Annotated in this window: 12 protein-coding genes and 1 pseudogene; 10 read left to right on the top strand and 3 right to left on the bottom strand. The window is 62.1% G+C overall.

The features are described from left to right. Positions 1-324: pseudogene (locus tag FQP90_RS03905) on the top strand (pyridoxal 5'-phosphate synthase lyase subunit PdxS); the annotation flags it as partial. A gap of 61 nt (positions 325-385) precedes the next feature. Here the strand turns inward: FQP90_RS03905 and FQP90_RS03900 are convergent. Continuing rightward, on the bottom strand, positions 386-2,398 hold the full coding sequence (locus FQP90_RS03900; protein ID WP_144648410.1) for a M3 family metallopeptidase: 2,013 nt from the start codon (positions 2,396-2,398) through the stop codon (positions 386-388). Positions 2,399-2,531: 133 nt separating this feature from the next. Between FQP90_RS03900 and FQP90_RS03895 the strand changes: the two genes are divergently transcribed. Continuing rightward, positions 2,532-3,737, top strand: a complete 1,206-nt coding sequence (locus FQP90_RS03895) for a CapA family protein (protein ID WP_439898631.1) — start codon at positions 2,532-2,534, stop codon at positions 3,735-3,737. Here FQP90_RS03895 and FQP90_RS03890 read toward each other — a convergent pair whose 3' ends face one another. Both FQP90_RS03890 and FQP90_RS03885 read right to left on the bottom strand, forming a co-directional pair. Beyond that, positions 3,738-4,499, bottom strand: a complete 762-nt coding sequence (locus FQP90_RS03890) for a type 1 glutamine amidotransferase (RefSeq protein ID WP_144648408.1) — start codon at positions 4,497-4,499, stop codon at positions 3,738-3,740. Further along, positions 4,496-5,824: a Mur ligase family protein gene (locus FQP90_RS03885; protein ID WP_144648407.1), complete on the bottom strand. Its 1,329-nt coding sequence runs from the start codon at positions 5,822-5,824 to the stop codon at positions 4,496-4,498. The genes FQP90_RS03890 and FQP90_RS03885 overlap by 4 nt, the downstream gene beginning before the upstream one ends. Positions 5,825-5,926: 102 nt before the next feature. On the opposite strand from FQP90_RS03885, the gene pdxT reads away from it, so the two are divergent. The 8 genes from pdxT to secF all read left to right on the top strand — a co-directional run bounded on the left by pdxT (position 5,927) and on the right by secF (position 13,187). Further along, positions 5,927-6,628 carry a pyridoxal 5'-phosphate synthase glutaminase subunit PdxT gene (gene pdxT, locus FQP90_RS03880; protein ID WP_144648406.1) on the top strand — a complete coding sequence of 234 codons (702 nt, stop codon included), beginning with the start codon at positions 5,927-5,929 and terminating at the stop codon, positions 6,626-6,628. A 3-nt stretch (positions 6,629-6,631) separates the two neighbouring features. Then, positions 6,632-7,387 carry a YebC/PmpR family DNA-binding transcriptional regulator gene (locus FQP90_RS03875; RefSeq protein ID WP_090821706.1) on the top strand — a complete coding sequence of 252 codons (756 nt, stop codon included), beginning with the start codon at positions 6,632-6,634 and terminating at the stop codon, positions 7,385-7,387. A 44-nt stretch (positions 7,388-7,431) separates the two neighbouring features. Continuing rightward, positions 7,432-8,010 (top strand): crossover junction endodeoxyribonuclease RuvC, encoded by a 579-nt coding sequence (gene ruvC, locus FQP90_RS03870; RefSeq protein ID WP_144648405.1) that lies wholly within the window; start codon positions 7,432-7,434, stop codon positions 8,008-8,010. 79 nt (positions 8,011-8,089) lie between these two features. Beyond that, on the top strand, positions 8,090-8,734 hold the full coding sequence (ruvA, locus tag FQP90_RS03865; RefSeq protein ID WP_144648404.1) for a Holliday junction branch migration protein RuvA: 645 nt from the start codon (positions 8,090-8,092) through the stop codon (positions 8,732-8,734). Next, positions 8,727-9,803, top strand: coding sequence for a Holliday junction branch migration DNA helicase RuvB (ruvB, locus tag FQP90_RS03860; RefSeq protein ID WP_144648403.1), 1,077 nt, complete (start codon positions 8,727-8,729; stop codon positions 9,801-9,803). Before ruvA ends, ruvB begins: the two co-directional genes overlap by 8 nt. 145 nt (positions 9,804-9,948) lie before the next feature. Then, entirely contained in the window at positions 9,949-10,332 is a 384-nt protein-coding gene (yajC, locus tag FQP90_RS03855; RefSeq protein ID WP_208759932.1) for a preprotein translocase subunit YajC, read from the top strand. Positions 10,333-10,446: 114 nt separating this feature from the next. Then, the gene (gene secD / locus FQP90_RS03850) at positions 10,447-12,198 is read left to right on the top strand and encodes a protein translocase subunit SecD (protein ID WP_144648401.1); all 1,752 of its coding nucleotides are present in this window, start codon (positions 10,447-10,449) and stop codon (positions 12,196-12,198) included. Continuing rightward, the gene (secF, locus tag FQP90_RS03845; protein WP_144648400.1) at positions 12,198-13,187 is read left to right on the top strand and encodes a protein translocase subunit SecF; all 990 of its coding nucleotides are present in this window, start codon (positions 12,198-12,200) and stop codon (positions 13,185-13,187) included. Before secD ends, secF begins: the two co-directional genes overlap by 1 nt. Positions 13,188-13,254: the final 67 nt, after the last annotated feature.

Below are 13,254 nucleotides of genomic sequence, written 5' to 3'. Positions count from 1 at the left end.
GAGCTCCAGGCCCCGTACGAGCTGGTCAAGGAAATCGCCGCGACCGGCAAGCTCCCCGTGGTGTTGTTCACTGCCGGGGGCATCGCGACCCCGGCTGATGCTGCGATGATGATGCAGCTCGGCGCCGACGGCGTGTTCGTTGGTTCGGGGATCTTCAAGTCCGGCAACCCCGCAGAGCGCGCCGCCGCCGTCGTGAAGGCCACCACGTTCTACGACGATCCCGATGTCATTGCCAAGGTCTCCCGCGGCTTGGGCGAAGCCATGGTCGGCATCAACGTCGACGAAATCCCCCAGCCCCACCGCCTCGCAGAACGCGGCTGGTAAAGAGCAAAAGAAGTACGACGCCGGGCCGGTTACCTTCGAGGTGACCGGCCCGGCGTCGTTCCTACTCCAGCCCGCGGCGCTTCAGCAACGGCTCCAGCTCGGCGTCGCGGCCCCGGAACGCCCTGAACGACTCCAGAGGGTCACGGCTGTTGCCGCGGGAGAGCAGCTGGGACCTGAAGTGATCGCCGTTCGAGCGGGTGAGGCCACCGTTTTCCTTGAACCACTCCACGGTATCGGCGTCCAGGACCTCGCTCCAGATGTAGGAGTAGTAGCCCGCAGCGTAGCCAGCGCCGGCGAAGATGTGTTGGAAGTAGCCGGTGCGGTAACGTGGCGGAATCAAGGGGTGGGCGATGGATGCATCTGCAAGTGCCTTGGCCTCGAAAGCCAGGACATCGTCCGGTACGTCTGCTGCGGAAAGCACGTGCCAGGCAAGGTCAAGCAGCGCAGCGCCCAGATACTCGGTGGTCGCGAAGCCTTCGCCCCACAACAGTGAGTCATTGAGTTTGTCCACGATGCCCTGGGGGAGCGCCTCCCCGGTGGAGTGATGGCGAGCATAGTTGGCCAGGACCTCCGGCCACATGATCCACATTTCGTTGACCTGTGATGGGTACTCCACGAAGTCCCGGGGCACGGACGTCCCGGAAAAGCGCGGATAGGTGACATCGGAGAACAGCCCATGAAGGGCGTGCCCGAATTCGTGGAACAGCGTCCGGACTTCATCGAGGGACAACAGCGTTGGTTCGCCCGGAGCAGGCTTGGTGATGTTGAGGTTGTTGATCACCACCGACTGCGTGCCAAGCAGTCGGGACTGTTCCATCAGGGAATTCATCCAGGCACCACCACGCTTTGACTCCCTGGAGTAGTAGTCGCCCAGGAAAAGTCCGATTCCGCTGCCGTCTCCGTCGCGAACCTCCCAGACACGGACGTCGGGGTGGTAACCCTCCAAATCACCGCGCTCGTGGAACGTGATTCCGTACAGCTGCGATGCTGCATGGAAGACGCCGTCGTTCAGCACGGTCTCCAGGGCGAAGTACGGGCGCAGGGCCTGCTCATCCACCGCGAACTTCTCCTTGCGGACCCGGGCCGAGTAGTAAGCCCAATCCCACGGCTCCAGTTCGTGACCGGCCGATCGCGCCAAGGCGTTCGCTTCGGCCTGGGCGTTCCGGACGGCGGCAGGTGCCAGTCGGCCCAACATCGCCTGCACATCGGCAAAGTCCGGAGCTGTTTGCCGGTCCACCACCAGCTCCGCGAAGTTGGCGAAACCCAGGAGTGTTGCCTTCTCCGCGCGCAGCCGCACCGTGGCAGTAATGAGGTCGCGCACATCCAAGGGGCCACCGTCGGTGCCGCGCGCCAAGGATGCTTCATACAGCCGACGGCGGACGGCCCGGTTTTCCAAGGAAGCAAGGGCAGGCTGATTGCTGGGTTGGATCAGTGTCAGCAGGTACTTGCCTTCGTGTCCGGCCGCCTTGGCGGCCTCCGCAGCTCCGGTGATGGACTCGGCCGGCAAACCCTCCAAGTCCGCGGCGTTTTCAAGCAGCAGGGCTGATGCTTTCATGGCCTCCTTGACGCGCTGGCCAAACTCGGTTCCCAGGCGCGAAAGTTCCGCGTTGACGTCCCGTAACCTGCTCTGTCCGGCATTATCGAGCTGGATACCGGACTGGCGGAACTCCTTGAGGTACTCCTCCACGAGCCTTGCTGACTCGGCGCCAAGGTTTGTGGCATCGATGGCAGAGAACCGTTCGTACAGCGTGCGGTTCATGAACACAGCATCCTGATGGGCTGAGAACTTGGGCGAGAACTCCGTTTCCAGCGCCTTGATCGCTTCGGAGGAGTCAGCTGAGACAAGGGTGAAGAAGGCTGCCGCCGCCCTGCTGAGGAGGCGGCCGGATTGCTCCATGGCTACGGCGGTGTTGTCGAACGTCGCTGGGGCCGGATCACCGGCAATGGCGTTGATTTCCTGCAGGTGTTCGGCAAGCCCGGTTTCAAGGGCCTCGGCATAATGCCCCGGAGTTATGGCGGCGAAGGGCGGTAGTCCATAGGGCAAGGGGCTGGGGCTCATGAGGGGGTTGACCATGAAATGACTCTTTCACGTAAGAAACGTGTCCTCAAGGGCGGCACGCCCGGTTCCACGCTGCTTCAGCCGTAGGATGAAATCCATGGGGAAAATCACATCTTCAGAGGCAGTATCTCGTCCTCTTAAGGCGGCGATGGGACTGACCGTCCTGGCTCTGGCCGTGACGTTGAGCGCCTGCGGGGTCATTGCTGAAACGGATGACCAGGACCGCAGCAGTGCCGCTTCGGCCCCTGCCACTGAGACGCCCGCGCCGACGCGTACTCCTGCTCCGAACCCGACTCCGGGCAAAGGCCCAGCGTGCCCCGAACTGCGATGCACCTCCATTACAGTCACCGGCGACATGCTGGTCCATACCCAGTTGTGGCAGCAGGCCCGGGCGGACGCCGCAGCGGCAGGACTGCCGGGCTACACCTTCGTTCCACTTCTGGAAGGACAGCGACGCTACATCGCCAACAGCGATCTCGCCATCTGCCATCAGGAAACCCCGGTGGCAACTCCCGAGGGGCCGTTCTCGGCCTATCCGTCGTTCAACGTGCCGCCTCAGATCATCACCGCGTCCAAGGATGTCGGCTACCAAGCGTGTACGACGGCGAGCAATCACACCATAGACCGTGGAACCGACGGTCTGCTCCGGACCCTGGACGCCCTCGACGCCGCCGGCCTGAAGCACACAGGATCCTACCGAACGGAAGCGGCGTCCAAGGAAATCCTGATGATCCAGACCGATGCTGCCAAAGTGGCCATCATCATCGGGACCTACGGGCACAACGGTCAGATCCCGGAGTACCCGTGGCTTGTGGACGAGTTGGATCCGGCCGTCATGATTGCGAAGGCAACCCAGGCCAAAGCGCTTGGCGCCGACATCGTCTTGGGCGTGATGCACGCCGGAGATGAGTACGCCAGCGAACCCAACACCCAGCAGCAGGAAGTCGCACATGCTTTGATCGACAGCGGGCAGTTCACCATGGTCTACGGGCACCATACCCACTCGGTGCTCCCGATCGAGAATTACAAGGGCACCTGGATCGTGTACGGGCTGGGCAATGGCGTTACGGAATTGTCCCCATGGTACGTCGTCAACAATGAAGGGCTTCTGGTCAGGGCACAGTTCAGCCAGAATGCCGCGGGCGCCTGGGTTGCCTCGGATTTGGCCTGGGCCCCATCGGTGATCGTCCGCGACCCCTACCGTTGGTGCTCAGTGGCCAGCGATGCCCCGCAGGGTGTATGCGCAACACCGGAGGCTGACGCGGCAACCTATCAGCGCACCAAAGCGGTGGTCGAGTCCATGGGAGCCGCAACCGCTGGAGCCCATGAGCTCCTGATCACCAAGGAAAAGTAGCTACCGCGGACGGCGGGCGGCGTGTTCGCGCGCGAGGCGGGCGTAATCGTCGTCGGGCGCTCCCGGTACGAAGGTGCCGTATTTGCGTTCTGCCGCCGTCCTGATGAGGAAGTCGGCAATGGCAGGGTTCTTTGGCAACAACGATCCATGCAGGTAGCTGGCTACCACGTTGTTGTAGCGGGCTCCCTCATGACCATCCTTGCTGTTGTTGCCCGCGCCTTTGGTGACGGTTCCGAGAGGCTCGACGCCGGGACCGAGCGTGGTCTGACCGCTGTGGTTCTCGTAGCCCAGGATGTCACCGAACTCGGCTGACTTCATGATCACGTTGCCGATCAGCCGTTCATCCGTGCCGTGGGTTTCGACGTCCAGGATGCCGATTCCTGGAATGGTGGGTCCCGTGCTGGTCTTGAAGAACTTCCCGAAAAGCTGGTACAGCCCGCAGATCACCAACATGGGAGCGCCCTCGTCGGCGAGCTGCCTCAGTTGTTCTGCTCGCGCCTGGAGGTCGTCCTGGATGACGAGTTGGCCGCTGTCCTGCCCCCCGCCGCCCACAATGATGTCGACGTCTTCGGGAAAATCGTCGCCAACGTTGTACTCCAGCAGCTCCGGCGTGTAGCCGTGCCATTTGATGCGTTGCTGGAGGACCAGGGCGTTGCCCCAGTCGCCGTAGATGTTCATTTCCCGCGGGTAGAGCTGGACCACGCGGATGGTTCCCTTGCTGGGATGTGCTTCCCGGGGCGTCGGCTGTGTTTCCGAAGTCATGAGACCACCTCAACTATGGTGATTTTGGCGAGTTCGCGGCGAATGGCGAGCATGGACGTGTACGTGCAGAAGACCCGCTTTGGCTTGCCGCGCGAACCGTCGATGAACGTGCGCAGAGCAGCGGTGATGTCCGGTTCCACCACGCCGAAGGGCACCTCGTCGTACTGGAGGCGCAGAGCCATGTCATAGGCCCGGACGCCGGTCAGGACCTCCACGCCGTCTTCTCGAAGGGACTCGAATTCAACGTCCCAGAGCCAGGACATGTCACGACCGTCCGCGTAGTTGTCATTGATGGCGATCATGGTGGCGTAGCCGCCGGCCGGAAAAGACTTCAGGCCAAGCCGGAAACCGCTTGGGTTCTTAACCAGCACCAATTCAAGCGGCTGTCCATCCACGGTAAGGCTTTCGCCTCGACCGAAGGCGGGCGCCACCTCGCCCAACGCCTTCACAAGCTTCGGAGTGTCAACTGGGCCTGTTCCCAGGACGGCCCGCGCCAAGGACAAAGCGGCAGCTGCGTTGAAGATGTTGTAAACGCCGCGCAGCTTCATGGCTGTGGTGACCGTCTTGCCGTCGAACTCGAAGTCGGCGTCCTGGGCACCTACCCGGCGGAGTACGACGTCGGCGGCCGGCAGGGCGACGATGTCACCGGTTGCGGCAGCAACGGGAGTGCCGGACGGGGAAGGGCCGCTTCCGGTGCGCATCTCGTCATCGTTGGGAAAAGTGCTGCGGAGCGATTCGTCGAGGCCGAAGTAGCGCACGCTGGGGTGGTGAACGGCATCAAGGCCATTGAGGGTGTCGGCGATTCTTGCCACGCGCGGATCCTCGCGGTTCAGGACCACGGTGTCCGTTGTCTTGGAGGCGATGTGTTCCAACAAGCGGGCGGTCTTGTCGATTTCGCCGAAGCGGTCCAGTTGGTCGCGAAGGACATTCAGCAGGAGGCTGAACCGGGGCTGGACCTTGTTAACGAAGTGCACGGCGTGGGCTTCGTCGAGTTCGAGGATGGCGATGTCGGCGTCGAGGCGTCCGCGCCAGTCGACCTCCCCGAGGAGCGATGCGGCCACCCCGCGGGTGAAGTTGCTGCCGGTGCGATTGGTGAAGACCTTCAGGCCTTGGCTTTCCAGGAGTTCCACCACCATCTTCGTGGTAGTGGTTTTGCCGTTGGTGCCGCTGACCACCGCGACGCCGTGGGGGAGTGAAGCCAGCGTTCGCTGCATGAAGCCGGGGTCGATTTTCTCAACCACCAGGCCGGGAAAAGCCGAGCCACCGCCCCGAAGCCGGGAGAGTGTGCGGACCAGCTTGCCGAGGGGGACGCTGAAGGAAAGCATGCTCTGTAATATATCCCAGTTAAGGCATGGAACCCGGCCCGCTGGCGGTACCCCACCGTCATTCGGAACGTTGAGATGGATACAGGCCACTATGATGGTCGAATGACCAAACCCCTTTCCGATGCTTCATCGCGCGTGGGTTCAGGACTCCGGATCGGCGTATTGGCTCTCCAGGGCGACTTCCGCGAGCATATTCACGCTGTGGAGGCTGCTGGCGCCACCGGCGTGGGTATCCGCCGGCCCGCCGAGCTCGACGACATCGACGGCCTGATCATCCCGGGCGGAGAATCCACCACCATCGACAAACTGTCCCGGATCTTCGAATTGCGCGATCCGTTGCAGAAGCGGATCGCGGACGGCCTTCCCGTCTACGGTTCCTGCGCCGGCATGATCCTCCTGGCTGATGAAATCGCAGATCCTGCCACCGACCTCGCAGGAAATCCCCAGCAGACCTTTGGCGGCCTGGACATCACGGTGCGTCGCAATGCCTTTGGCCGCCAGCGCGAATCCTTCGAAACCGACCTTGATTTCAAGGGTTTGGATTTCAGCGCGGGAGAGTCGGGCGTGGATCCTGTTCACGCCGTGTTCATCCGTGGCCCCTGGGTAGAGCGAGTGGGTCCCAACGTCCAAGTCCTGGCGCAGGTTGATCCGGACCACGCCAGCCACACGGCTACTTTGCACGGAGTGGCTAGAATTGTTGCAGTGCGTTCCGGCCAATTGCTGGCCACCTCCTTCCATCCGGAAGTGACGGGGGAGAAACGCGTGCATGAACTCTTTATTCGAATGATCAGAGGAGAAGCGTAAAGCATGTCAGGCCACTCCAAATGGGCGACCACCAAGCACAAGAAAGCCATCATTGACGGCAGGCGTGCAAAGTCGTTCGCAAAGCTGATCAAGAACATCGAAGTAGCTGCCCGCATGGGTGGCCCCGACCTCGCCGGCAACCCTGGCCTGGAACTGGCCGTCACCAAGGCAAAGAAGACCTCGGTTCCCAATGACAACATCGACCGCGCCATCAAGCGTGGTGCGGGCCTCACGGGTGAGGTCGTCGACTACACCGAAATCATGTACGAAGCCCGTGGTCCCCAAGGCTCTGCTCTGCTGATTGAGTGTCTCACCGACAACAAGAACCGGGCTGCCTCCGAGGTGCGCCTGGCCATTTCGCGTAACGGCGGCACCATTGCCGACCCCGGGTCCGTCAGCTACCTCTTCGCCCGCAAGGGTGTAGTCGTACTGCCGAAGAACGGCCTGAGCGAAGATGACATCCTGATGGCGGTGTTGGAAGCCGGCGCCGAAGAAGTCAAGGACAGCGGCGAGAACTGGGAAATCCACTCCGAGCCTTCGGACCTTCAGGCTATCCGCGACGCCCTGAAGGAAGCGGGCATCGACTACGAAACCGACGAAGCCGAATTCGTCCCGTCCATGCAGGTGGACCTCGACGTTGATGGCGCCAGGAAGTTCATGAAGCTCGTGGACGCGTTGGAAGATTTGGACGACGTCCAGAATGTGTACAGCAATGCGGACCTCAGCGAGGAAGTGCAGGCTGCCCTCGACGCCGACTAGGCGGGGCAGCACCTTATTTTGATGACCGCCAGGAAGGCCCGGACTTGACTCTTCGCGTATTGGGAGTCGATCCGGGCCTTACCCGTTGCGGAATCGGCGTGGTGGACATCGAGCGCAACCGGCGGGCCACGATGGTTGCGGTCGGCGTGGTAGGTACCTCTGCCGAACTGACACTGGACAAGCGGTTGCTTGTCATTGCCGAAGCCATCGATGAATGGCTGGACCGGCACGAGCCAGACGTCGTCGCCGTCGAACGTGTTTTCTCCCAGATGAACGTCAGCACCGTGATGGGCGTGGCCCAGGCGTCAGGCGTCGTTATTGCGGCGGCGGCGCGCCGCGGCATCCCGGTCGCGTTGCATACACCGTCTGAGGTCAAAGCCGCGGTGACCGGCAGTGGGTCGGCCAACAAGGATGCCGTCACCAAGTTGGTGACAAAGATTCTGCGTTTGGATGCCCCGCCGAAGCCTGCAGATGCCGCTGATGCCCTTGCCTTGGCCTTGACGCACGCCTGGCGTGCCGGAAACGGGATGGGCGCTGCCGGCGGCAACTCCGGTGCGGGTACCCTCACCCCGGCCCAAAAGGCGTGGGCCGAAGCCGAAGCGAAAGCGCGCCGCGCGCGGTGATTGTCGGCTGCCCTTGCTAGGGTATTCGTAGATATGTTCGGATAGTCCGCTTTGGCCGTAAGAATTCAGGAGCCGGGTCTTGATCAGTTTTCTCCGTGGAACCGTAGCCCACGTTGGTTTGTCCACCGCCGTCATTGACCTCAACGGTGCGGGCATGAGCGTCTTCGCCACCCCGCAGACCTTGAGCCACCTCAAAGTGGGTACTGAAGCCAAGCTCTTCACTTCCATGATCGTCCGGGAAGACTCCCTCACGTTGTTCGGCTTTGCGGACGACGACGAACGCGAAGTTTTCGATGTCCTGCTGAGCGTGAGCGGGGTTGGCCCCCGCCTGGCGTTGGCTGTGCTTGCTGTCCATGAGCCCGAGGCAATTCGGGTCGCTGCTCACACCGGTGACGGCAAGGCTTTCACCAAAGTACCCGGCATCGGGCCCAAGGTTGCGGGGCGGATTGTGCTGGAGCTCGCCGGAAAGCTGGTTCCGCATGGCACGGGTACCACTACGGCCCCGGAAAATGCCATCAAGGCCGAATGGAAGCCGCAGGTAGTTGCGGCCATGACCAGCTTGGGTTGGTCCGAGAAAGACGCCACGGTCAGCATCGACAAAGCCATGGCCGATTCTCCCGAGCTTGTGGACGCGGGCAACGTAGCCCAAATCCTCCGCGGCACGCTGCGTTGGCTGGGCCAAGATGGTGCACGCGCCGGCAACCGCGTAGGCAGCCGTGGCTGAACAATCACTCGTCAGCGGGGGAGAGGAGCCGGAGGAGCGGGTCATTGAGGCTGCCCTCCGCCCCAAGAACCTGCATGACTTCGTGGGCCAGCACCGGGTCCGCAAGCAACTTGCACTCGTCCTTGAAGCCTCGAAGATGCGCGGCCGCAGTGCCGACCATGTGTTGATGTCCGGTCCTCCCGGGCTGGGCAAGACTACCCTGGCCATGATCATTGCGGCCGAGATGAACGCGCCGCTGCGCATCAGCAGCGGTCCGGCCATCCAGCATGCCGGGGATCTGGCTGCCATCCTTTCCTCCCTGTCCGAGGGCGAGGTTCTGTTCCTCGACGAGATCCACCGTATGTCCCGGCCCGCAGAGGAAATGCTGTACATGGCCATGGAAGACTTCCGCGTGGACATCGTCGTTGGAAAGGGCGCGGGCGCAACAGCCATTCCCCTCGAACTCCCACCCTTCACTTTGGTGGGCGCCACAACCCGTGCCGGTCTCCTGCCTGGGCCCCTTCGGGACCGCTTCGGTTTCACGGGGCACCTGGAGTTCTATTCGGTGGCTGAGCTCGAACTCGTCCTTCGACGTTCCGCCGGATTGCTGGACCTGAAAGTGAACTCTGCCGGGTTTACCGAGATCGCAGGCCGGTCGCGAGGTACGCCGCGTATCGCCAACCGCCTTCTTCGCCGGGTCCGTGACTGGGCTCTCGTCCATGGGATTGAGCAAATTGACGCCCGTTCGGCGTCAGCTGCCTTGGACATGTACGAAGTGGATGAGCGTGGCTTGGACCGCTTGGACCGCTCCGTGCTGGAGGCGCTGATTACCAAGTTCAATGGCGGCCCCGTCGGCCTGTCCACGTTGGCGATAGCCGTGGGCGAAGAACCCGAAACCGTTGAGACCGTGGCAGAGCCGTTCCTGGTGCGTGAGGGTTTGCTGGGACGTACGCCGCGCGGGCGCATAGCCATGGCATCCGCGTGGACGCACTTGGGATATGCGGTGCCGTCAGGAGTCTTCGGCCAAGAGACCTTGGCACTGTTCGGTGAGGATGAAAACCACGCCGAAAGCGTAGATACCGTTGGTTAACACGCCGTGTTCAGGTTTTCCCTCTAGACTGGTATGACGCTCGGCACGTTCGAGTCCTTGATCCATGCGCCCGCTTCGCGGATCTGCCAGGGACGTTGCCGGGAACCAAAACGTAAGTACAGAACGGAACTTCCCTGTGGATCCAATGACCATATTGCTGTTCGTCATGCTTGGACTCTTTGTCTTCATGATGTTCCGCCGCAACAAGAAGACCCAGCAGCAGCAGGCTGAAATGCAGTCCAAGTTCGCTCCGGGCGTCGATGTTATGACCAGCTTCGGTCTGTTTGGCCGCATCGTTTCCATCGACGAGGCTGAGAACAAGGTCGTTATCGAGCTGTCCCCGGGCAACGAGGCCACGGTTCACCGCCAGGCCGTCACCAAGGTGGTCGAGACGGCCCCTGAGGAAGCCCCGGTTGTTCCGGACGACGCTTCTTCCCTGACCGCAGCGGAGACTGAAACTCCCGCAGCCGTCGAAACGCCGGAAGAAACCATCGCGCGCCTCAACAAAGAGGACAAGAAGGACAACTAGCATCGTCAACCGCGGCAACACCGCGGAGGACAACTTCTACGGCAGCGGAAAGCCGCCGGCTGACGCTCACCAGCGTGCGCCGGCGGCTGTTCGGCGATAACAGGAAGATCGATAATGGCACGGACCGGCCCCAAAAACTCAGCCCGCAGGGTGCTGACTTGGCTTGGAGCAATATTCGTTGTACTAACCGCTGTCCTGGCTGGCGGAGTGGTGACTGGCAATGCCAGTTGGGCTCCCAAGCTTGCCCTGGACCTCGAAGGCGGAACCCAGATGATCCTCGCCCCCAGGGTGGAGGGTTCCAGCGAGATCAATGAGGAGCAGCTCAACCAGGCAGTTGCCATCATTCGGCAGCGTGTCGACGGCTCCGGCGTGGCCGAAGCGGAAATCAGCACGCAGTCCGGCCGCAACGTGGTGGTTAGCCTTCCGGGTACACCTTCCAAGGAAACCCGGGACCTCATCCAGGCTTCGGCCGACATGAACTTCCGCCCGGTCATCGCTGCGGCCGACCCCGCCGCCATTCCTGTCGAGTCCCGGACGCCGGAAGACCAGCTGAACAAGCCGACAGCGGAGCCGGCCAACGCCAGCGACCCCAATTGGATCACTCCGGAAGTCCAGAAGGAATTCGAAGCACTCGATTGCGTCAATCCCTCCACCGAACGGCGCGACCGCTCCGATCCCGCCAAGCCCCTGGTGACTTGCGAGGCAGCCACCGCCCAGACTCCCGCGGTCAAGTACATCCTTGGTCCGGTTGAGGTCAGGGGGCAGGACATCAGCGATTCCACCTTCTCCCAGGTTCAGGGTGCACAGGGTTCCGTGACCAACTCCTGGGGTGTCAACATCGTCTTCAACGCGGATGCCACCGCGAAATTCAAGGCCGTCACCGAGCGGCTCAACCAGTACTATGTGGCAGCACAGGCGCAGGGTACCGACGATCCCAAGTCCCAGTTCGCTATTGTCCTCGACGACAAAGTAATTTCCGCGCCGCGTTCCCTTGCCGTCATCACTGACGGCCGCCCGCAGATTACGGGCAACTTCACGCAGGCGTCCGCCAAGGCCTTGTCCGACCAGTTGCGCTACGGTGCGCTGCCGATCAGCTTCGAGATCCAATCGCAGGAGCAGATCTCAGCCACACTCGGTGGCGACCAGCTGCGGCTCGGTCTGCTGGCCGGCATGATCGGTTTGTTGCTGGTTGTTGTCTATTCACTCTTCCAATACCGTGCCCTTGGGTTGGTCACCATTGCGTCCCTTGTGGTGGCCGGTGTCCTGACGTATCTGGCGATCGCCATCCTCGGGTGGACCGAAAACTATCGCTTGTCCCTGGCAGGGGTGGCCGGCCTGATTGTGGCCATTGGTCAGACCGCCGACTCGTTCATCGTCTACTTCGAACGCATCCGTGATGAGCTGCGCGAAGGACGTGGACTTGTTTCCGCCGTCGAGAACGGCTGGAAGCGCGCCAAGCGCACCGTGCTGGCCTCCAAGGCCGTCAACCTCCTGGCCGCGTTGGTCCTCTACTTCGTGGCGGTGGGCAACGTGCGCGGTTTCGCGTTCACCCTGGGCCTGACGGCCCTGGCCGACCTCCTCGTGGTCTTCATGTTCACGCACCCCATGCTGCAGGTTCTTGCCCGCACCAAGTTCTTCGGCGAAGGACACCGGTTCTCCGGACTCTCGCCGGACCGCCTTGGCGCCATACCGCTGTACCGCGGCGCCGGCAGGCTTCGGGCTCCGGATGAGAAGCCCAAGCCCGTGCGCGCACGCAACTCCGGCGCCGTGGCTGAAGCCGAACGACGCATGACCATCGCCGAACGGCGCCTCGCCGAGAAGGGCCAGCTGACTGGTACTTCCAACGGCACCAAGGAGGAGAAGTAATGACCACGAGCTTCGCAACCTTCGGCCATGAGCTCTACACGGGCAAGCGCTCGTACAACTTCGTCAATTCCAAGAAGATCTGGTTCATCATCGCGGCGGTGGCCGTGGCCCTCTCCATCCTCATTCCGGTGGCAAAGGGTGGCTTCAACCTGGGAATCGAGTTCCGCGGCGGCTCGGAGTTTACCGTTTCGAACGTGAGCACCACGGATGCAAGCCTGGGCGAAAAGGCCGTCCACGACGTCGTTCCGGGTGCGATTCCGCGCGTCGCCAATGTCGCGGGAAACACCATGCGCATCCAGACGGATCAGCTGACCGATGACGAGACCAACCGCATCAAGGACGGCCTCACAACCGCCTACGGTGTCACGGAAAACGAAGTGACATCCAACTTCGTAGGCCCCACGTGGGGGCAGGATGTCACGCGCCAGGCACTCATCGGCCTGGTGGTCTTTGTTGGCTTGGCCGCCATTCTGATGGCGTTGTACTTCAGGACCTGGAAGATGTCGTTGTCCGCCCTGGTTGGCATGCTCGTCACGATGTTCACCACAGCGGGTGTTTACGCACTGAGCGACTTCGAGGTGACGCCGTCGGCAATCATCGGCTTCCTGACCGTCCTCAGCTACTCGCTGTATGACACCGTGGTGGTCTTCGACAAGATCCGCGAGAATACAGCCGATATTTCCACCTCCACACGCCGCACGTTTGGCGAAGAGGTGAACCTTGCTGTCAACCAAACCCTGGTCCGTTCCATCAACACCATGATGGTGGCGGTCCTCCCGGTGGCGGCGATCCTGTTCATCGGTGCCGGTCTCTTGGGCGCGGGAACATTGCGTGACTTGTCCTTGGCGCTGTTCGTGGGCATCCTCATTGGTACCGCGGCCACGATCTTCATCGCTGCACCCCTGTACGCCTGGTTGCGGCAGGGAGAACCGGAACTCGTGAAGCAGGCCAAGAAGGTAGCGCACCGCAGGGCTGAAGTCACGGTCTAAGGTCCCTGCAGCCCAGTGTTTCGCCAAAGAGCCGGTCCCCGCAACAGCGCGGGGACCGGCGCTTTGA

Origin of the sequence: Paenarthrobacter nitroguajacolicus, from assembly GCF_007786235.1 — a bacterium.
Lineage (GTDB): Bacteria > Actinomycetota > Actinomycetes > Actinomycetales > Micrococcaceae > Arthrobacter > Arthrobacter nitroguajacolicus_A.
The sequence above is the reverse complement of the archived record's forward strand: the minus strand, read 5'-3'. Positions and strand labels throughout refer to the sequence as shown.

Coding starts and splice junctions, on each gene's coding strand:
- FQP90_RS03900 (WP_144648410.1), bottom strand. CDS start 2,398: ATGGTCAACCCCCTCATGAGCCCCAGCCCCTTGCCCTATGGACTACCG.
- FQP90_RS03895 (WP_439898631.1), top strand. CDS start 2,532: ATGGGACTGACCGTCCTGGCTCTGGCCGTGACGTTGAGCGCCTGCGGG.
- FQP90_RS03890 (WP_144648408.1), bottom strand. CDS start 4,499: ATGACTTCGGAAACACAGCCGACGCCCCGGGAAGCACATCCCAGCAAG.
- FQP90_RS03885 (WP_144648407.1), bottom strand. CDS start 5,824: ATGCTTTCCTTCAGCGTCCCCCTCGGCAAGCTGGTCCGCACACTCTCC.
- pdxT (WP_144648406.1), top strand. CDS start 5,927: ATGACCAAACCCCTTTCCGATGCTTCATCGCGCGTGGGTTCAGGACTC.
- FQP90_RS03875 (WP_090821706.1), top strand. CDS start 6,632: ATGTCAGGCCACTCCAAATGGGCGACCACCAAGCACAAGAAAGCCATC.
- yajC (WP_208759932.1), top strand. CDS start 9,949: ATGACCATATTGCTGTTCGTCATGCTTGGACTCTTTGTCTTCATGATG.
- secD (WP_144648401.1), top strand. CDS start 10,447: ATGGCACGGACCGGCCCCAAAAACTCAGCCCGCAGGGTGCTGACTTGG.
- secF (WP_144648400.1), top strand. CDS start 12,198: ATGACCACGAGCTTCGCAACCTTCGGCCATGAGCTCTACACGGGCAAG.